This is a genomic window from Frankia umida (assembly GCF_023242945.1).
GTDB classification, from domain to species: Bacteria; Actinomycetota; Actinomycetes; order Frankiales; family Frankiaceae; genus Frankia; species Frankia umida.
The window spans coordinates 36,708-57,102 of the sequence record NZ_JALKFT010000022.1 but is presented as its reverse complement, the minus strand read 5'-3'; the positions used below and the strand labels follow the sequence as shown (position 1 = coordinate 57,102).

At 70.9% G+C, this 20,395-nt stretch carries 9 protein-coding genes (1 of these 9 running past the window's edge); all 9 read left to right on the top strand.

Annotated elements, in window-relative coordinates; translation table 11 throughout:
* The first annotated feature begins 466 nt into the window (after window positions 1-466).
* Tightly spaced (at most 58 nt apart), the 9 genes in view from MXD59_RS19055 to MXD59_RS19015 form a layout consistent with a single transcriptional unit that may run on beyond the window.
* Window positions 467-1,516: a MupA/Atu3671 family FMN-dependent luciferase-like monooxygenase gene (locus tag MXD59_RS19055; protein ID WP_248826020.1), complete on the top strand. Its 1,050-nt coding sequence runs from the start codon at window positions 467-469 to the stop codon at window positions 1,514-1,516.
* Window positions 1,513-3,267 carry a fatty acyl-AMP ligase gene (locus MXD59_RS19050; protein WP_248826019.1) on the top strand — a complete coding sequence of 585 codons (1,755 nt, stop codon included), beginning with the start codon at window positions 1,513-1,515 and terminating at the stop codon, window positions 3,265-3,267. The genes MXD59_RS19055 and MXD59_RS19050 overlap by 4 nt, the downstream gene beginning before the upstream one ends.
* A 1-nt stretch (window position 3,268) precedes the next feature.
* Window positions 3,269-5,005, top strand: coding sequence for an acyl-CoA dehydrogenase family protein (locus MXD59_RS19045; protein WP_248826018.1), 1,737 nt, complete (start codon window positions 3,269-3,271; stop codon window positions 5,003-5,005).
* Window positions 5,002-6,837, top strand: coding sequence for an acyl-CoA dehydrogenase family protein (locus tag MXD59_RS19040; protein ID WP_248826017.1), 1,836 nt, complete (start codon window positions 5,002-5,004; stop codon window positions 6,835-6,837). The genes MXD59_RS19045 and MXD59_RS19040 overlap by 4 nt, the downstream gene beginning before the upstream one ends.
* A complete protein-coding gene (locus tag MXD59_RS19035; RefSeq protein WP_248826016.1) occupies window positions 6,812-7,093 on the top strand; it encodes an acyl carrier protein in 282 nt (93 codons plus the stop codon). Before MXD59_RS19040 ends, MXD59_RS19035 begins: the two co-directional genes overlap by 26 nt.
* A complete protein-coding gene (gene sbnA / locus MXD59_RS19030) occupies window positions 7,090-9,528 on the top strand; it encodes a 2,3-diaminopropionate biosynthesis protein SbnA (RefSeq protein ID WP_283097149.1) in 2,439 nt (812 codons plus the stop codon). Before MXD59_RS19035 ends, sbnA begins: the two co-directional genes overlap by 4 nt.
* A 39-nt stretch (window positions 9,529-9,567) precedes the next feature.
* Window positions 9,568-9,789 carry an MbtH family protein gene (locus tag MXD59_RS19025; RefSeq protein ID WP_248826014.1) on the top strand — a complete coding sequence of 74 codons (222 nt, stop codon included), beginning with the start codon at window positions 9,568-9,570 and terminating at the stop codon, window positions 9,787-9,789.
* Window positions 9,790-9,847: 58 nt separating this feature from the next.
* Window positions 9,848-14,914, top strand: coding sequence for a non-ribosomal peptide synthetase (locus MXD59_RS19020; protein ID WP_248826013.1), 5,067 nt, complete (start codon window positions 9,848-9,850; stop codon window positions 14,912-14,914).
* On the top strand, window positions 14,911-20,395 hold the 5' end (the start) of the coding sequence (locus MXD59_RS19015) for a non-ribosomal peptide synthetase (RefSeq protein WP_248826012.1). It continues 18,365 nt past the right edge of the window; 5,485 of the gene's 23,850 nt are visible here — the first part of the coding sequence; it begins with the start codon at window positions 14,911-14,913; its stop codon lies off the right edge, out of view. The genes MXD59_RS19020 and MXD59_RS19015 overlap by 4 nt, the downstream gene beginning before the upstream one ends.

Below are 20,395 nucleotides of genomic sequence, written 5' to 3'. Positions count from 1 at the left end.
AAGGATCCCCGCGATATCCCCCTGTCTGAGGATGCGCACGGCAAGAAGGCCAGAGGTGCTCTACCCACAGTCGACTGTCCGGACGGGCACGGAAACATCGGCCCCAACCGCCCGCGACACGCCAGCCTCAACCCCGGCATCCTCGCTTGCCCAGCCCACGTACGATCGTCGCCCAGAACCACTGCTGACGCCCCCGCCGCGCCACCGGTGACCGCACCCCCGCCCGCCCCGTGACTGCCTCGGTCGAATCCGCCGACCGTGATCGTGCTCGCCCCCGCAATCTCGGGAAGACCCCGCGCGGTGCGACGCCTGCTGTTGTTCGCCGGTCTCGTCACCCTGTCCCACTGGTCCGGTGGAAAACAGATCGATAGAGCTCCGAAAGAGCAGGCTCATAGTGTCTTCCGGGTCACCGCCAGCACATCCGACCGCCAGTCTCTCTCCCGCGCCACGAGTTCAGGAAACCGAGATGGATTTCAGCCTGTTCTACTTCGCCAACGACAGCATCCAGCTGGGTAAAGGGGGCCGGTATGAGCTGCTGCTGGAGGGCGCCCGGTTCGCCGACGGCAACGACTTCACTGCGGTCTGGACGCCCGAGCGACATTTTCATCCGTTCGGCGGCCTGTACCCGAACCCGGCCATCGCCGGCGCCGCGGTCGCCGCGGCCACCGAGCGCATCGCGATCCGCGCCGGCAGCGTGGTGGCGGCGTTGCACCACCCGCTCCGGATAGCCGAGGACTGGGCGGTGGTCGACAACCTGTCGGCCGGCCGGGTCGGTATCTCCTTCGCCAGCGGCTGGCATCCGGTGGATTTCGCGCTCAGGCCGGACGCCTACGCAGAGCGGCGGCAGATCTTCGTCGACACCGTGGACACGGTCCGCCGACTCTGGCGGGGCGAACCGCTGGCGGTGGTGGACGGCAAAGGCGTCCGTACCGAGGTACGCACCTTTCCACCGCCGATCCAGCGCGAGCTGCCGTTCTGGATCACCACCGCCGGCAACACGGCCACGTTCGAGCTCGCCGGAAGGCAGGGTGCCGGTCTGCTCACGCACCTGCTCGGTCAGGAGCCGGACGAGCTGGCGGTCAAGATCCGCGCCTACCGGGAGGCACACCAGCAGATGCACGGCGGGGACGGGCACGTGGTCCTGATGCTGCACACTTTTCTCGGCGAGCACGATCGGATCAAGGAAGTGGTCCGCGACCCGCTGTGCGCGTATCTGAAGTCCTCGTTCAGCCTGATCTCCACCACCATCGCGCGCGGTGGCGTCACCTTCGACCCGGCCACCATCCAGGAGTCCGATGTGGACTATTTGGCCGCCCGCGGCTTCGAGCGGTTCTATGAGACCGGCGGGCTGTTCGGGCCGGTGGACCGGGCGCTGGGTCTGGTCCACCGGCTCGCCGACCTGGGCGTTGACGAGATTGGCTGCCTGGTCGACTTCGGCGTGGAGACAAAGGCCGTGCTGGACAGCCTGGACGCGCTCAGCGAGTTGCGCCGGCAGGCGGCCGGGGTGAGTCGATGAACGGTCCCAACTTCGTGCGGATGCTGACCCAGCACGCCGAGCGGGCCCCGGACCGACAGGCCGTGATCTTCTGCCGCAACAGCCTGGGCGGCGACATCGAGCAATCACTAAGCTACGCCGAGCTTGACCGCGCGGCCCGCCTGATCGCGGCCGGACTGGCTGAGTGCTGTGCTCGCGGTGACCGGGTCCTGTTGCTGTATCCGCAGGGGCTCGACTTCGTCTGCGGCTTCGTCGGTTGCCTGTACGCCGGCCTGCTGCCGGTGGTCGCGCCGCCGACCGGCGACCGGGCCAAGCTGGGCCGGATCGCGCTGATCGCCGCTGACGCCGAGATCAGCGCGATACTCACCGTGCCCGCGGAGCACGCGTCGGTTGCGGACGTCCTTGCTGCTGAAGGCCACCCGCCGGTACCGATTCTCGACATCGGCGACCTGGTGCACCCGGACACTGCGGCGCCCTGGCAACCGGTCCAGGCCGAACCGGGCGACACCGCCTTCCTGCAATACACCTCGGGCTCGACCAGTACGCCGCGCGGCGTGGTGGTCTCGCACGGCAACCTGGTGCACAACATTCGCCTGCTGCTCGCCGGCCTCGGCTGGGAACCGGGCCAGGTCTGCTGTGGCTGGATCCCGATGTTTCACGACATGGGCCTGATCCTGACCTTGCTCAGCCCGCTCTACCTGGGCACCACGACGGTGTTGCTGGCCCCCAGCGACTTCCTCAGACGCCCGTACCGGTGGCTACACCTGGTCAGCAGGTACCGGGCGACCATCACCGCCGCGCCCAACTTCGCCTACGAGCTGTGCGTGCGCCGGGTCACTGATGCCCAGCTGGCGGACCTGGACCTGGACCTGTCGGCCTGGCGGATCGCGGTCTGCGGTGCGGAACCGGTGGACGCCGGCACGTTGCGCCGGTTCGCTGACCGGTTCGCGCCGGCCGGTTTCCGACTCTCCTCGTTCGCGCCCGGTTACGGGTTGGCCGAGACCACCTTGGCGCTGTCAACCACCCATGTCGACGAACCGCCCCGGATCCGGGAGGTGGACGCCGAGCAGCTTGCCGCGCACCGGTTGGTGCCAGCAACCGGCGGCCGATCCACGGCGCTGGTGGCCAGCGGCCGGATCGGCGACAACGACGTCCGGATCATCGATCCGCAGACCCGGCAGGAGCTGCCGGACGGCCTTGTCGGCGAGGTGTGGGTGCGCGGAGCAAGCGTGACCGGCGGTTACTGGCGCCGGCCGGACCTGACCGCCGAGCTGTTCCAGGCCCGTACCGCCGGCGGGGAGACCGGCTTCCTGCGCACCGGTGACCTGGGGTGTACCGAGGACAGCTGGCTATTCGTCACCGGCCGCCTCAAGGAGGTGCTGATCGTGCACGGCCGCAATCTCTACCCGCAGGACATCGAGCGCGAGCTGTGCGGCCTACACGCGGCGTTCGGGGAGCGGACGAGCAGCGCGTTCTCGGTGCCGGCCCCGACCGAGGAGATCGTGGTGGTGCAGGAGATCCGGCCGGCAGGCCTCGCCGCGCCACTGCCGGAGCTGGCCAGTCTCGTGAAGGCCAGGCTGAGCAGCAGCCTTGGCACCAGGGTGGCCAACGTCGTGTTCGTGGCGCCTGGCCGAGTGCCGCGGACGACCAGCGGCAAACTGCAGCGCGGGCTCCTGCGGGACCGGTTCATGCGCAACGAACTGAAGGTGCTGTTCGAGGACCTGTTGCCGGAATTGCGCCGACGCTACCGGGCCAACCCGGTGGCAGGCTGAGATGCGCTACCCGCCGTATCTGGTAGCCGAACAGTTGGAAGGCCAGCTCGGTGATCCCCGGGAACCGTCCTCGGCGATCCCGCTCGCCGAGTCCGTCCGGCTGGACGAGCTGGCCGAGTTCCCGGCGGCCGCCTGTTCCCGGCTGGACCAGCTCGGCGTGCCCGCCTTCTACGTGCCGGCCCGGTACGGGGGCCGATTGACCGGCCTCGATCAGTTGCTGCAGGTGTTCCGGGCGGTGTCCCGGCGTGACCTGACCGCAGCCATAGCACACCACAAGACCTTCCTCGGCTGTGTCTCGACCTGGGTGGCCGGCGAACCGGGCGCGGCCGGGCGGTTGGCCGAACGGGTGAGGGCCGGTGCGGTCGTTGCCTGGGGCCTGACCGAGCCCGGTCATGGCAGTGATCTGCTGGCCGGCGAACTCACTGCCCGCCCGGCGCCTGGCGGGTTCCGCCTGGACGGCCGCAAGTGGCTGATCAACAACGCCACCCGGGGCGAGTTGATCACGGTGCTGGCCCGCACGGACCCGGCCGGCGGCCCACGCGCCTTCAGTTCGTTGCTCGTGGACAAGCGGCGGGTGCGCGGCTGTGCACCGCTGCCGGCCGAACCGACGCTGGGCATCCGGGGCGCTGACATCAGCGGGCTCAGCTTCAGCGGCACCGTGGTCGGGCCGGATGCCCTGATCGGCCCGCTCGGCGGTGGCCTGGAAATCACCCTCCGGTCGCTGCAACTGACCCGGACGCTGTGTGCCGGGCTGACCCTGGGTGCCCTGGATCGCGGCCTGCGAATCGGCACCGGCTTCGCTCTGGCCCACCGGATGTACGGTCGCGTGCTGGCCGAACTGCCGCAGTCGGCCCGGATGCTCACCGAGACCTACGCCGACGTGCTGCTGTGCGAGGCGCTCGGCACCTTCGCCGCTCGCAGTGCGCACGGCCTGCCCGGCGAGCTCAGCATCGGCTCGGCGGTCAGCAAGTACCTGGTGCCGACCGTCGGCGAGCGCGCGCTCGGCCGGCTCGGTCAACTGCTCGGCGCTCGCGCCTTCCTGCGGAACACGTTCGCCGACGGGGTGTTCCAGAAGGTTGAGCGCGACCACCGGATCGTCGGCATCTTCGATGGCAGCACGGTGGTGAACCTGGTGAGCCTGATCACCCAGTTCCCGGTGCTGGCCCGGGCCAGCACCGCCGGGGCGCACGATCAGGCCGCGTTGCACGCGACCAGCCGACTGGCCGAGCCGCTGCCGGGCTTCGACCCGTCCGGGTTGCAGCTGTTGGCCCGCGGCGGTGACTCGGTGCTGGCGGGGCTGCCGGCGGCGGCGGCGCGAGCGGCTACCTGCGCCGCCCAGGGCGAGCTGGCCGCGGAGACCGCGACGGCCGCCGCCGAGCTGGCCAGCCTGGCCGAGCAGCTGCACGTCGAGCTCGCCGCCCAGCGCCCGGTCGCCCGGAACCTCCCGCCGGCCGCGTTCGACCTGGCCGAGCGGTACTGCTGGATCTATGCCGGGGCTGCCTGCCTGCACCTGTGGCTGGCCAACCGGGATCGGCTGGATCTGGTGCCTGACCTGTGGCGGCAGGGCCGGTGGCTGGCCGCCTGCCTGGGCCGGGTCCTGGCCCAACTGCTGCCGAGCACCGGCGAGGACGGCGAAACGGTGTTGGACGAGCTGCTGCCGACACTGCTGTGCCAGTATCGCCAGGGCCAGCTGTTCTCGCCGCTGCACTGCCAGCTTGCCGAGGCGGCGCCGGTATGACGGCGCTCGATCAGCCGGCGCTGCCGGCGGACGGCGCGCCGCGCGGTAGCTCGCCGGCCAGCGTGCGGTGCGGGCCGCCGTCCCCCCTGGACCTGACGGAGCTGGAGCGCCGCCTCGGCGATCCCACCGACGCCGCCAACCCGATCGGCCCGCCAGCGGTGCTGGTCGCGGACGAGCAGGCCGAGCTGCTGGCCGCCGGCACCGCGTTACTCGACGAATACTGCCTGAACGCCGAGTTCGTGCCGACCCCGCTGGGCGGCCGGCTGCATCAGGTGGACCGGCTTGGGCAGATCGGCCGGGCCATCTTTCGCCGCGACACCACCATGGGACTTGCCTACGGCCTGACCAACTACATCGCCGCCGCCACCGTGTGGACCGACGGCACCACCGAGCAGCAGCGCTGGCTCGCCGAGCTGCTGCTGGATAACCGGCGGGCGGCGGCAGCCTACACCGAGCTGTCGCACGGCAACGACTTCACCCGCAACGAGCTCACCGCCCGCCGCAGCGGCGACCGGTGGCTGGTGAACGGTCGCAAGGAGCTGGTGAACAACGCCGGCAGGGCGGACGCGATGCTGCTGTTCGCTCGTACCGGGGACACACCGGGCAGCCGCAGCCACTCGCACCTGCTGCTGGACCTGACCGCGTTGCCGGCCGGCAGCGTCCGCCCGCTGCCGAATTTCCCGACCGTGGGGGTGCGTGGTTGCCATCTGGCCGGCATCGAGTTCCGCGACTGCCCGGTGCCCCACGACGCGGTGGTCGGCGCCGTGGGCGGTGCGATGGAGACGGTGCTGCGGGCTTTCCAGAGCACCCGCGGCTCGCTGCCGAGCATGGCCGTCGGCGTGCTGGACAGCCAGCTGCGGCTGGCCACCGCATTCAGCTTGCGGCGCAGGCTGTTCGACCGCCAGCTGGTTGAGCTGCCCGCGACCCAGGCGGTACTCACCACGGCGTTCACGGATCTGCTGATCTGCGACGCGCTGTCCTCGGTGGTCGCCCGGTCCCTGCACCTGCTGCCGGACCAGACCAGTGTGTCCACCGCGGCTGCAAAGTACCTGGTGCCCAAGGTGCTCGCTGAGGCCGACCGTCGGCTGGCGGTGCTGCTCGGCGCGCAGTCCTACCTGCGTAGAGGACCGTTTGCGATGTTCGTTAAGAACAGCCGCGACCTGCAACTTCTTACCTTTGGTCACGCCAACGCCACCGTGTGCCAGGCAACCATGATCCCGCAGCTGGCCCGGCTGGCCGAGCGCAGCTGGTTGCGGGCGGATCCCGCGCCGGCCGAGCTGTTCGACCTGGCCACGGTCCTCCCAGCGCTGGACTACCGCAGGCTCGAGTTGACCGCCCGCGGCCAGGACAGCGTGACCGCGGAATTCTCCGCGCTCACCGCCGAAACCGCACCGGAGGAGCCACTGGGCCGGCTGGCCCGGACGCTGCGATCCGAACTCGGCCAGCTCGGCGAGCAATGCCGTGAGCTGCCCGGCCGGCACCGCACGGTGGTCGCAGGCCGAGCCGGATTCCTGCTGGCCGACCGGTACGCCATCCTGCTTGCCGCCGCCAGCTGCATCGGCATCTGGCGGCAAGCCCGGGGCGGTCCGGATGCGTTCCTGCGCGAACCGGCCTGGCTGCAGGCCGCGCTGGCCCGGCTGGGCGGGCGGCTCGGCCTTGCCACCGGCGGCGTTGACCACCAGCCGCTGTTCACCGAGCTGCTCCGCCGGCACGGCGAGCAGCGCACCTTCGACCTGGCATCGCTCCAGCTCGGCACGGGGCACCGCGAGCCGTTGACCTTGCCCATCGCAACCGGAGGAGATCGTGATGACCAAGCTGGAGCGGATACCTGAGTCGGCGGCCATCACCGCGTGGCTGACCGGGCGCGTCGCCTACTACCTGGAGCGTGAGCCGGACCAGATCGCCCCGGACGCGCCGTTGGTCGGGCTCGGCCTGGACTCGGTGTACGCGCTGACCCTGTGCGGCGACATCGAGGACGAGTACGGCCTGCCGGTGGAGACCACGCTGGCCTGGGACTACCCCACCGTCTCGGCGATCACCGAGTTCCTGCGATCCGAACTCTCCGCCGGCGAGACCGCCGGCCGATGAGGCGGCCCTCTCCGTTGGCGGTCGGCCAACAGGCAATGTGGTTGCTGAATCAGCTTCATCCCGACAGCAGCGCCTACACCATCCTGAACGCGACCCGGGTCCGCAGCGAGCTCGACCTGCCGGTGCTGGCGCGCGCGCTGGCGCACCTGCTGGTCCGGCACGACTGGCTGGCCTCGACCTTCGACGAGGTGCACGGCCAGCCCTGCCGGTTCCCCCTCGACCCGCAGATGATCCGCCTGGACGTCCGCGATGTCGGCCCGGTCACCGAGCAGGAACTGTATGCGCAGGTGCGTGCGCTGGCCCGGCGGCAATTCGCGCTGGCCACCGAGGCGCCGTTTCGGATCAGCCTGCTGCGCCGGACGCCGGCCGACACCGCGCTGGTGCTCACCTTCCACCACATCGTGGCCGACGCCACGTCGCAGGCGCTGGTGCTGCGCGACCTGCTGGACGGTTACGCCCGATTGCTGGCCGATCCCACCTCGGCACCGGAGGTACCCAGGTCCGGTTATGCCGAGTACGTCCAGGCCGAGCAGGCGTTGCTGGCATCACCCCGCGGTGCGCGGATGGCCCGCTACTGGCGGCAGCTGCGCACTGGCGCCGAAACGGCCACCCTGCCGACCGACCGGCCCCGGCCGCGGCTGTCGGCCCGGTCCGGCGCCAGCTGCCTGATCGGGCTGCCGCCGGCCGCCGGCTCCGGGGTGCGCCGGGCCGCTGAGCGGCTCGACGTGACCCCGTTCGCGTTGCTGCTCGGGGTGTTCCAGGTGTTGGTGCACTGCTATACCGGCAGGCAGGCCCAGGTGCTGGCCTGCAACGCCTCCAACCGCACCAGCCCGGCCACCCGCGAACTGGTCGGCTACCTGGTGAACCCGCTGCTGGTGCGCTTCGAGATCGGTACGACCAGCACCTTCACCGAGGTGATCCGGCTCGCCCAGCGGCAGATCCTGACCGGACTGGCCAACATCGGCTACCCGACCATGCTGGACAACGGGCACCCCGGTATGCAGGCGCCGAACCTCGCCTTCACCCTGATAGCCGTGGATCGGCTGCGCCCGCACCTGCCGTTCGCACCGTCCGGTGGTGTGCTCGGTCCCGAGGTGAGCTACCGCGGCCTGCGTCTGACCAAGATCGACCTGCCGCACATGGAGGGCCAGTTCGATCTGAACGCCGAGGTGCGCCTGGACGGCGACCAGCTCTCGGTGGTCTTTCGCTACGACGTCGAGCTGTTCGATCACGCCACGGTGGCCCGGTTCGGCACCAGCTTTGCCCGGCTGCTGGGCACCGCGCTCGCTGACCTGGACGCCCGGGTCGGCCGGGTGTCGCTGTTGGACCATGCCGAGTTGCAGCAACTGGCGACGTTCGGGTCCCGATTGCCGACCGCGGCGGCGGCGCCCACGTTGACCGGCTACCCGGCAGGTGCCGGGCCCTCCCGGGCGGCCTACACCGGAGTGCTGGCCGCGATCGGGCAGACCCCGCTGGTCCGGCTGCACCACCTGTGGCCGCAATCCGGGCACCGGGTCTTCGCCAAGCTCGAACAGGCCAATCCGGGTGGCAGCATCAAGGACCGGTCGGCAGCCTCGATGCTGCTCGGCGCCATCGAGCGAGGCGAGGTGGTGTCCGGGCGATCGGTGGTGATCGAGTCCAGTTCCGGCAACCTGGCGATCGGGCTGGCTCAGATCTGCCGCTATCACGGCATCCGGTTTATCTGCGTGGTGGACGCCAAGACCACGGCACACAACCTGGCGATACTTCACGCCTACGGCGCCGAGATCGAGGTGATTACCGAGCCGGACGCCGATACGGGAGAGTACCTGCCGGTTCGTTTGCGCCGGATTCGCGAGCTGGTGGCCAGCACCCCGGACGCATTCTGCCCGAACCAGTACGCAAATCCACTCAACCCGGCCGCGCACGCACAGACGATGGCCGAGATCATCGAGGCGCTGGACGGCGAACCGGACTACCTGTTCCTGGCGACCAGCACCACCGGCACCCTGCGTGGCTGCGCCTCCTATCTGCGCTCGCAGGGCCTGCGCACGACAGTGGTCGCGGTGGACGCGGTGGGCAGCGTGCTATTCGGTCAGCCGCCGCGGCGCAGGTTGCTACCCGGTCACGGCGCGTCGATCCGACCGCCCCTGCTGCAACCGGAGGCCGCCAGTCGGATCGTGCATGTCGATGACCGCGAGTGTGTGCTGGGCTGCCGCCGGTTGATGCACGCCGAGGCGATCCTGGCCGGCGCCTCGTCCGGCGCGGTGGTGGCTGCCGCCGATCGGCTCGTCGCCGAGCTGGCACCGGATTCGACAGTGGTGCTGCTGCTAGCCGATGGCGGCGACCGATACCTGGACACGGTCTATTCCGATGACTGGGTGCAGCGCCAGTTCGGTGACCTGGGCGGCGCCTGGCTGCTGCCACCGGCCGGCCTGGCCTTGCAGACCACATGACCTGGCTAGCGAAATCCCAACCCCGAGCGAGGAACAAAGATGACTGAGAACAACACTGACGACCGCACCTACCTGGTGGTTCGCAACCACGAGGAGCAGTATTCCATCTGGCTGGCCGACCGTGAGTTGCCGGCCGGCTGGGATGCGGTCGGCTTCTCGGGCCCAAAGCCCGACTGCCTGGCCCACATAGGTGAGGTGTGGACCGACATGCGCCCGCTCAGCCTCCGCCGCCGGATGGAACAGGATGCCGTCGGCGGCTAGTAGCGGGCTTTCTCCGCAGCGTCCAGCCATTTCTCCCGCACGAGAGCCTTTGAGGTTGATGACCACCGACCTGACGGCCATCCCCGCCGCCGACCGGCCCGGCGAGCAGCCCCACCACGCTGGCCACCAGCAGGGCCTAATCGAGTTGATCGCCCGGCAGGTGCGCATGCGGCCGGCCGCGGTGGCGGTCGAGAGCGAGCACGAGCGCTGCAGCTACGCCGAGCTGGACGCCCGGGCCAATCGGCTGGCGCACCGGCTGCAAGCCCTGGGCGCCGGGCCGGATCGCCTGGTCGCGATCTATGCCGAGCGCAGCGTGCACCTAGTGGTGTCGCTACTGGCGATCTGGCGGGCCGGGGCCGGCTACCTGCCGCTGGACCCGGCCCATCCGGCGGGGCGCACGAGGTACCAGCTGGCCGACAGTCGCGCGCCGATCGTGCTCACCGACTCGGCCTCGGCCGCGGAGCTGGCGGCGATCGCGGCCACGGCCGGGGTGGACAGCGACGTAGTGGTGATGGACCGGCTGGACCTGCCCGCCGAGCCGACCAGCTCACCGCCGCTGCCGGACTGGCCGGACCGTCTTGCCTACGCGATCTACACCTCCGGTTCGACCGGCCAACCAAAGGGCGTGCTGATCAGCCATGCGGGCATCGCCAATCGGGTGTGCTGGGCTGTCGAGGCGCTGCAGCTGACGGCCGCCGACCGGGTGCTTCAGAAGACCGGCCTGAGCTTCGACGCGGCCGGCTGGGAAATTTTCGCGCCACTGATCATAGGTGGCACCGTCGTGCTCGCGCCGCCCGGCGCCGAGCGGGATCCCGCCGCCCTGGTCCGGGCCATCGGGCAGCGCGCTGCCACCGTACTGCAGGTGGTGCCCTCGGTGCTGCGGCTGCTGGTCGCCGAGCCCGGGTGGAGTGGGCTGACCAGCTTGCGGGTGCTCTGCTCCGCCGGTGAGGCCCTGCAGGCCGAACTGGTCGACACGGCGACCGCATCGCTGCCCGCGCGGCCGGCGGTGTGGAATACCTATGGCCCGACCGAGTGCAGCATCGACGTCACCGCCGCCCTGGCCGAGCCGGGTCAGGCACGCGGGTCAGTCCCGATCGGCCGGTCGCTGCCGGGCATTCGGATCTTCCTGCTGGACGAAGAGGGCCTGCCGGTGCCGATCGGGGTGCCCGGCGAGCTGCAGGTGAGTGGCATCGGGCTGGCCCGGGGCTACCTCGGCCGGCCGGAGCTGACTGCCGAGCGGTTCCTGCCCAATCCGTACGGCCAGCCCGGCGATCGGCTCTATCGCACGGGGGACCTGGCCCGCTGGCGTGCCGACGGTAGCCTGGAGTACCGGGGCCGGATTGACCAGCAGATCAAGGTGAACGGCGTCCGGATCGAGCCGGCGGAGATCGAGGCCACACTGCTGGCCCATCCGCAGGTGACCGGGGCGCTGGTCAGCAGCACGACCACCGACAGTGGCGACACCCGGCTGGTTGGTTACGTGGTCATCGCCGGCGCCAGCGGCGACCCGGTGCCCGTACCGGCCGATCTGCCGGCCTTCCTGCGAGATCGGTTGCCCGAGGCGATGGTGCCCGGCATTCTGCTCGGGCTGGCCGCGTTTACGTTGCTCCCGAATGGAAAAATCGATCGGCAGGCGCTGCCCTGGCCGGGGGGTGCGGGCGACGGCCGGCGGCCCTACCTGGCACCGCGCACGGCCGGAGAGCAGGCCGTCACCGAGATCTGGTCGCAGCTGCTTGGCGTGGACCGGATTGGGGTCTACGACGACTTCTTCCAGCTCGGCGGCACGTCACTGCACCTGACCCGGCTGGCGTCCCGGCTGCGGGCCGCCTCGGCCGGCGGGGAGATCCCGCTGCGCGGGTTGTTCACCGCCGCCACCGTGCAGGCTCAGGCCGAGCTGCTGGGCAGCGCACCGGCCGACCGCCCGGTGCTGGCGCTGCCGGCCGGCCAGCAGCCGCCGCTGTCCTTCGGCCAGCAGCGGCTGTGGTTCCTGGACCGGCTCGATCCCGGCGGCGCGGAGTGGGTGAGCCCACTGTTTCTGAAGCTACCGGAACCGGCCGAGGGCGCCGCCGAGCCGATCGTGCAGGCGGCGCTGGATGCGCTGGAGCTGCGCCATGAGTCACTGCGCACCCGCTACCTGCCCAGCCCGACGGCTGGCAGCGACCCGGTGCCGGTGATCGCGCCCGCCGGACGGGTCGAGCTCACCGTCGCCGACACCGATCGGGACGGCCTGGCCTCGCACATCGGTGCGCAACTGGCGCGGGGATTCGACCTGGAGACCGGCCCGATCTGGCGCGCGCTGCTGGTCCGGGTCGCCGGCGAGCGGCCGCTGGTGCTGGTGTCCATGCACCACATCGCCTGCGACGGCTGGTCCTCAGCGATCCTGGAACGGGAATTCGCCCAGCTGTGCCAGGGCCTGCACGACGGGGTACCGGCGCAGTTGCCGCCGCTGGCGCTGCGCTATGCCGACTTTGCTGCCTGGCAGCGCCAGCACCTCACCGAGGCGGAGCTCGCACCTGACCTGGCCTCCGCCCGCGAGCAGCTGGCCGGCCTGCAGCCGCTGCCGTTGCCGACCGACCGGCCGCGCGGCGCCGAGCGCGACCATCGCGGCGCCGTGCACGCCTTCAGCCTGCCACCCGCGCTGACCGCCGGGGTGGAGGCACTCGGCAGGCGGCATGCGGCTACCCCGTTCATAACCCTGCTCACCGGCTTCGCCGCGCTGCTGGCGCGATACACCCAGCACTGGGACGTCCCGATCGGCACTCCGGTGGCCGGCCGGATCCGCCCAGAAACCGAGAACCTGGTCGGCTTCTTCCTGAACTCGTTGGTGCTGCGCTGCCGGCTGCATGCCGAGCAGAGCTTCACCGCGGCGCTGGAACAGGTTCGGATCATGGCCACCGAGACCTTCAGCCACCAGAACCTGCCGTTCGAGCGCCTAGTGGACGAGGTCGGCGGCGAGCGGGCGCTGTCCCGGACGCCGCTCTACCAGGTCGCCTTCGACCTGCACGATGACCAGCTCACCTCCAGCGGTGCCGACCTCGAGGACCTGGGCACCTTCGCTGCGGCCTGGCGGATCGCCAAGACCGACCTGACCCTGTTCATGCGACGCCGACCGGACGGCAGCATGCTTGCCATGTTCGAGTACGCCACCTCGCTGTTCGACCCGTCCACCGTGCAGGGGTTGGCCGAGCACTTCGTCCGGCTGTTGACCGCCGCGGTGGCTGACCCGGCCTGCCGGCTCGCCGAGTTGCCCGTGCTGGATCCGGCCGCCGAACATCGGCAGCTGGTGGAGTGGAACCGCACCGAGCCGCAACCAGCCGGCCCGGCCACCGTGCTCGCCGCGATCGAGGCGCAGGCCCGCAGCCGGCCGGCCGCCATCGCACTGCGGGCGGGCGCGGCTTCGATGACCTTTGCCGACCTGGATGCCCGGGCTGACCAGCTCGGCCGGCTGCTACTCGCGCAGGGTGCGCCGAGCCTGGTCGCGGTGCTCGCCGAACGCGGGGTCCAGCAGCTCGTGGGCTTCCTCGGCTGCTGGAAGGCCGGCGCCGGCTACGTCCCGCTGGAGGCGTCGCAGCCGCGCGAGCGGACCATGGCAATCCTGGCCGAGGCCGGCATCAGGGTGGTGCTCACGACGGCCCGGCTCGCCGATCAGCTGCGGGACTTCCCGGGGACCGTCCTGCGGCTGGACGAACCGCCATCCGCGCCGCCGGCACCACTGCCCGGGGCGAGCCCGTCCGAGGTCGCGTACGTCATTTTCACCTCCGGTTCGACCGGCGTCCCGAAGGGCGTGGTGGTCACGCACGACGGGCTGGTCAACCACCTCAGCTGGGCGGCCCGCACGTTGGCCGGTCGAGGCCAGGGCGGCTCGGCGCTGTTCTCCTCCGCGGCGTTCGACCTGGTGGTGTCCACCATCTATGCGCCACTGATGGCCGGCCAGACGGTGCACCTGGCGCCGCCAGACCTGCCGCTCGACCGCCTCGGCGGCTGGCTGGTCGAGCAGGGGCCGTACAGCTTCCTCAAGTTGACCCCGGGCCACCTGGAGATCCTGACCGCACAGCTCACCGACCAGCAGGCCCGAGAGCTGGCCGAGGTGGTGCTGGTGGCCGGTGAGGCGCTACCGGCCGCGCTGGCCGGCCGTTGGTTGGCGCTGCTCGGTCCGGGCCGGCTGGTGAACGAGTATGGGCCGACCGAATGCACCGTGGGAGCGAGCACGTTCGCCATCGACGCACCGTCCCCGACGCCGGTGGTGCCGATCGGTCGGCCGCTGCCCGGACTGCGGATGTACGTGCTAGACGGCGAGCTCAGGCCGTCCCCGGTGGGCGCGGTCGGTGAGCTGTACATCGCCGGGCCCGGGGTGGCCCGCGGTTACCTGCATCGTCCCGACCTGACCGCCGAGCGGTTTCTGCCCGACCCGTACGGGCCGCCCGGCACCCGCCGTTACCGCAGCGGCGATCTGGTCCGGCAACTGCCGGACGGCGCCGTCTGCTTCCTCGGCCGGGCCGATCTGCAGGTCAAGGTGCGCGGCTTCCGGGTCGAGCTGGACGAGATCCGGCTTGCGCTGGCGAGCCATCCGGCAATCGCCGAGGTGTGCGTGCTGTCCGACAGCGCGGTGGCGGTCCGGATTCTCGCCGGTTACGTCCCGACGCCAGGGCAGTCACCGGCCGAAAGCGAGCTGCGGGCGTACTGCCGAGATCGGCTGCCGGATTACATGGTGCCCGCCGCCTTCGTCGAGCTTGCTGCCATTCCGTTGAACCAGAACGGCAAGGTCGATCGGGTTGGCCTGCTCGCGAGGCTGACCCGCGGCGCCGGGGCGGCCGGTGCAGCTGACCGGGCGCCGCGCACCGATGCTGAGCTGCGGGTCGCGGCGCGGTGGGCCGAACTGCTCGGCCGCGAGGTGGGCGTGCACGAGAACTTCTTCACCGCCGGCGGAAACTCGATCCTGACGATCCGGTTGATGTCGCTGTTGCAGCAGGACTTCGATGTTTCCCTCGACATACGGATCATCTTTGCCGGCCCGACCGTCGCCCACCTGGCGCAGTCGATCGAGGACCGGATCCGCGACGAGATCGACCAGCTTTCCGATGAGCAGGTCGCCGATGAGCTCGCCTCGAAGGATCAGAACGCATGACGCTGAACACGCCAGCCGAGCAGCCCGCGCATACCGGTTCCGGGCAGCCACGACCAGCCGGCGCCCGGGAGGAGCTGCTGCGCCGCCGGCTCGCCGGTCATCGCCCGAGCCAGCAGGCCGGCGTCCGCCGAGCCGATCGCAGCCGGCCGCTGGCACTGTCGGCCGGCCAGCAGCAGATGTGGTTCCTCAACCAGCTGGAGCCGGACAGCCCCGAGTACCTGGTTCCGATCGCACTACGGTTGCACGGGCACCTCGACGTGCCCGCGCTGCGCGGGGCGGCTGAGCACGTGGTTGCACGGCACGAGATCCTGCGAACCCGGTATGCGATGAGCGCCGGCGTGCCGGAGCAACTGGTCGATCCGGCCGGCCCGGTCGACTTCCAGGTTGTCGACGTCAGCGACATCAGCCGGGCAGACCGGGACGATCGTGCCCGCACCCTCGTCGCGCAGCAGGCCGACCTGCCCTTCGATCTGGCCGAGCAATGGCCGATCCGGCTGCGGGTCCTGCGGCTGGGGGCCCACGACCACCTGCTGGTCGTGGTTTTCCACCACATCGCCTGCGATGCTTGGTCAACGGTGCTGTTCGCTGAGGAGCTGAGCGCGTCCTACGCCGCCGCACTGGCCGGCCGACAGGCCGAGCTGCCCGAGCCGGAGCTGCAGTACGCCGACTATGCGGCCTGGCAGCAGGGTCCGGATGAGCTGTCCGCGCAGACCAGCCACCTGGCATACTGGTGCCAGAAGCTGGCCGGCATCCGCCCGCTGGAGCTGGCCACCGACCGGCCGCGGCCGGCTCTGCGCAGCCCGGAGGGGTCTGCGATCGCGTTCGAGCTGCCGGCCGCACTGGCCGAGGGAGTTCGCCGGTTCGCCGCCGACCGGCAGCGCACTCCGTTCCAGGTGCTGCTCACCGCCGAGCACGCGCTGATGGCCCGCTACACCGGCGGCAGCGACATCACCATCGGTACCGTGATGTCCAGCCGCAGCAGGCCAGAACTGCAACGCCTGTTCGGCTACGGCATCAACAGCGTGGCGGTGCGCGCTGCCTGGGCCGGCGACCTGCGGCTCGGCGAGCTGTTCGACCTGGTTTCCGAGGCGGTCCTCGACGGCCTGGCCCACCAGAGCGTGCCGTTCGCTCGGCTGGCCGAGGTCCTTCAACCGGAGCGGGATCTCTCCCGGACGCCGCTGTTCCAGATCGCGTTCACCCTGCACGAGCCACGCGCCAGCGCATACGTCCTCCCTGGGCTCAGCGTGACCACCTTTGAGGAGGTGGCCAGCCCGATCGCCCGCTTCGATCTGACCCTGCAGGTCGAAGACCGGCCGGACGGCTCGTTCGGCGGCCGGTTGGAATATGCGACCAGTCTGCTCGACGCCGCGACAGTGCGGCGGATGGTCGGGCACTATCTGCGGTTGCTCACCGCCCTGGTCGAACAACCCGAACGGCGGCTGGCCGACGTCGAGATGCTGGCGGAGTCCGAACGAGCGGTGCAGCTCGCGGGACCGGTCGACCCGGGCCGTGACGATCCGGGTGCGGTGCACGAAGCGTTCCAGGCCCAGATGCGGCGAACCCCCGACGCGGTGGCCGTGACCTTCGACGGAACCCAGCTGAGCTATGCCGAGCTGAACCGCCGGGCCAACCGGATCGCGCATCGGCTGCGCGAGCTCGGCGTCGGGCGGGAGCAGCTCGTCGGGGTCTGCCTGGACCGCGGCTTGGACCTGCTGCCGGCGCTGCTCGGCGTGCTGAAGGCCGGTGCCGGCTACCTGCCGCTGGATCCGATCAACCCCGCCGACCGGCTCACCTACATGCTCACCGACTCGGCCGCCCAGGTGGTGATCACCAGTGCCGGCCGGGCTGAGCTGATCGGTGCGCCCGGCATTCGGCTGCTGGTCCTCGACACCGACACCGGGCTCGCCGGCCAGGCCGAGCACGACCCGGACCTGCCGGCCAGCCCGGATCAGCTCATCTACACCATCTACACCTCCGGCTCCACTGGCCGGCCGAAGGGGGTCTGCCTGACCCACCGCAATGTGCTGCGGTTGCTGCACACCGCCGATCGGCACTATGACTTCAGCGCCGCTGACGTGTGGCCGCTGTTCCACAGCTACGCCTTCGATGTCTCGGTCTGGGAGATGTGGGGCGCCCTGCTGCACGGTGGCCGGCTGCTGGTCATCGACGCCGAGCTGGCTCGCTCTCCCGAGGACCTGCTGCACCTGCTGGCGGTGGAACACGTCACCGTGCTCAACCAGACCCCGTCGGCGTTCCGGTCGCTGATCGCGGCGAGCAGCGCGGCGCCGCGGCTTGCCCTGCCGGCGCTGCGCGGCGTGGTGTTGGCGGGTGAGCGGCTGGACGCTGCCGAGCTGCGCAGCTGGGTTGACCGTTTCGGCTACCAGCAGCCACGGCTGCTGAACATGTACGGCATCACCGAGACCACCGTGCACAGCACCTTCCACCAGGTCGGACCAGCCGATCTGGAAGTCGGCGCGCCCAGCGCGGTGGGCTACCCGCTGGCCGACCTTGCGGTGTACCTGCTGGACGCCACCGGCCTGCCCGTCCCGCTCGGCGTGCCCGGCGAGATCCATGTGGCCGGCCCGGGGGTGGCGCGCGGCTACCTGAATCGGCCGGGGCTGACCGCCGAGCGGTTCCTGCCCGACCCGTTCGGGCCGGCCGGTTCGCGGATGTACCGCAGCGGCGACCTGGCCCGCCGGTCGGCCGATGGCAGGCTGCAGTTCCTGGGACGGATCGATGATCAGGTCAAGATCCGCGGCTACCGGGTCGAGCTGGGTGAGATCCAGGCCGCACTGCTGAGGCACCCGCAGCTTGCCGACGCGGTGTTGCTGCTGCGCGAGGATGTGCCGGGAGCGCCGGAACTGGTCGCCTATCTGGTGCCCGAACCGGGCCACTCGGCGCCCGAGCCGGCCGAGTTGCGCGCGCTGCTCGGCCGGGATCTGCCGCCCTACATGGTGCCGGCCGCCTTCGTCGCGCTGGCCGCCCTCCCGCTGACGGTGAACGGCAAGCTCGACAAGCGCGCGCTGCTCCCGCCGAGCGGCGCGGACCGCCGGTCGGCGGCCGCGTTCGTCTCGCCGCGCAACCCGCTCGAACAGGCACTTGCCGACGTATGGGCAGCGGAGCTCGGACTGGACCGGGTGGGTGTGCACGACGGCTTCTTCGACCTCGGCGGCGACTCGCTGCGCGCGGTGGCACTGATCGGTACGCTCCGTAACGCCGGGTATGACCTGGCCGTACGCGACATCTTCACCGCTGCGACGGTGGCTCGGCTGGCCGAGCTGGTTGCCGCTCGGCCGGCTGCCGCCGCGTCGCTGCGGTTCGTCCAGCCCTTCGCGTTGATCGGTGACGCCGATCGGGCCCTGTTGCCGGCCGGGATCAGCGATGCCTATCCGGTGTCGCAGATGCAGCTCGGCATGGCGCTGGAAATGACCAGCGCGACCGGCCGCAACAACTATCACAATGTGACCACCTTCCGGATCCGGGAGGAGCGCCGGTATAGCCACGAGGCGCTGGTTGCGGCGGCGGTGACGGTGACCGCCCGGCACGAGGCGTTGCGCACCTCCCTGGAGCTGGAGCGATACTCGCTGCCCCTGCAGTTGGTGCATGCCAGCGCGGAGCTGCCGACCGGATGGCAGGACCTGTCCGGCGCCGACCCGGAGGCCGCCGACCGGGCGATCCGTGCCTACATGGCCCGGGAGCGGGCCAACCGGTTCGACCTCACGAAGCCTTCCTTGATCCGGTTGTTCGCCCACGACACCGCCGATGGCGGCTGGTGGCTGTCGATCACCGAATGCCACCCGATCCTGGAGGGCTGGAGCCACCACTCGCTGTTGATGGAGGTGCTGGCGGAGTACCGCCAGCTGCTGGACGGCCGGCCGGCAGCCGCGATCAGCCGGCCCGAGGTCCGGTTCGCCGATTTCATCGCGGCCGAGGCCGAGTCGCTCGCCGACCCCGCCGACCGCAGCTACTGGCAGGCGGTGGTGGCCGCCTTCCCGGCCGTCGGGCTGCCCGTCGGCTGGGGCGGCAGTCCTGGATCCGCCCTGGCGAGCGTGCAGTCAGAGGTGTCGATCGCCGACCTGGAGCTGCCCCTGCGGCAGTTCGCCGGTGCGGCTGGGGTGTCGCTGAAATCGGTGCTGCTGATGGCGTACCTGACGGTGCTCGGCCAGACCAGCGGCCTAGACCGGTTCTCGGCCGGCCTGGTGTGCGACGCCCGGCCGGAGCTGCCGGGTGCCGATCGGGTGTACGGCATGTACCTGAACACCGTGCCCTTCCCAGTAGATCGGGCGGCGGGCAGCTGGCGCGAGCTGGCCCAGCGGGTGTTCGCCACTGAGGGCGAGCTGTGGGGGCACCGCCGGTTCCCGCTGTCGGAGATCCAGCGGCTCGCCAACCGGCCGCGGTTGCTCGACACCTACTTCAACTACCAGGACTTCCGCCAGGTCGACCTGGGCCTGGTGGACTACCTGGCCAGCATCGATGACAGCCCGACCGAATTCGGCCTGTCGGTTTCCACTCGAGCCGGCTTCGTGGTTTTCACCGGTTCCGCCGAGGTGTTCTCGGTCGACGGGATCGCCCGGCTGGCCACCTGGTTCCGCCGGGTGCTGGAAGCGGCGGTGCGCGACCCGGCCGGCTCGTGCCGGCACCTGCCGCACACCGAGACCGAGCGGGCGACGGCGCTGGCCGTCGGCCGGGGCATCGAGCGGGCGCTGCCCGACGGTGACCTGCTGGAACTGATCAGTGCCCGGTGCGTCGCCCGGCCGGAGGTGATCGCGGTGCAGGGCGAGCCAGGCGTGCTCGCCGGTGCCGAGCTGAGCTACGGCGAGCTTGCCGATCAAGCCGGTCGGCTGGCCAGCGTGCTGGTCACCGCCGGCGTCCGGACGGGCGATCTGGTGGCGGTGCTGCTGGCCCGCAGCACCGACCTGCCGGTGGTGCTGCTGGCCATCCAGGCCGCCGGGGCCGGCTACCTGCCGCTGGACGCCAGCTGGCCGGCCACCCGCCTGGCCGCGGTGCTAGCTGATGCGGCGCCTGCGCTGCTGCTCACCGATGCGGCCGCGGCCAGCATCGGTGAGCAGCCAACGATGCAGCTCGCAGAGGTGGCCCGCGAGGTCACCGCCGCCGCACCCCTCCCGCTGGACGTCGCCGCCCACTCCCTGTCCGTCGCCTACGTCCTCTACACCTCCGGGTCCACCGGCCAGCCCAAGGGCGTCGCGGTCACCCGGGCCGGGCTGCTGAACCTGCTGTTGTCGATGCGCGATTGTCTCGGCGGTGATCCGGCCACCGAGGTCTGGTTGGCCGCCACCTCGGTGTCCTTCGACATCTCCGGCCTGGAACTCTGGCTGCCGCTGATCGGCGGCGGTCGGCTGGTACTGGCGGGCGCCGCGCTGGTCGGTGATGGCGCAGCGCTGACCGAACTGGTCGCAGCGGCCGAAGTGACCCACGTGCAGGCCACGCCGTCGGGCTGGAAGCTGCTGCTCGCGGCCGGAC

What these genes read in the sequence shown, in the direction of transcription:
- MXD59_RS19055 (WP_248826020.1), top strand. Translation starts at nt 467, where the DNA reads ATGGATTTCAGCCTGTTCTACTTCGCCAACGACAGCATCCAGCTGGGT.
- MXD59_RS19050 (WP_248826019.1), top strand. Translation starts at nt 1,513, where the DNA reads ATGAACGGTCCCAACTTCGTGCGGATGCTGACCCAGCACGCCGAGCGG.
- MXD59_RS19045 (WP_248826018.1), top strand. Translation starts at nt 3,269, where the DNA reads ATGCGCTACCCGCCGTATCTGGTAGCCGAACAGTTGGAAGGCCAGCTC.
- MXD59_RS19040 (WP_248826017.1), top strand. Translation starts at nt 5,002, where the DNA reads ATGACGGCGCTCGATCAGCCGGCGCTGCCGGCGGACGGCGCGCCGCGC.
- MXD59_RS19035 (WP_248826016.1), top strand. Translation starts at nt 6,812, where the DNA reads ATGACCAAGCTGGAGCGGATACCTGAGTCGGCGGCCATCACCGCGTGG.
- sbnA (WP_283097149.1), top strand. Translation starts at nt 7,090, where the DNA reads ATGAGGCGGCCCTCTCCGTTGGCGGTCGGCCAACAGGCAATGTGGTTG.
- MXD59_RS19025 (WP_248826014.1), top strand. Translation starts at nt 9,568, where the DNA reads ATGACTGAGAACAACACTGACGACCGCACCTACCTGGTGGTTCGCAAC.
- MXD59_RS19020 (WP_248826013.1), top strand. Translation starts at nt 9,848, where the DNA reads ATGACCACCGACCTGACGGCCATCCCCGCCGCCGACCGGCCCGGCGAG.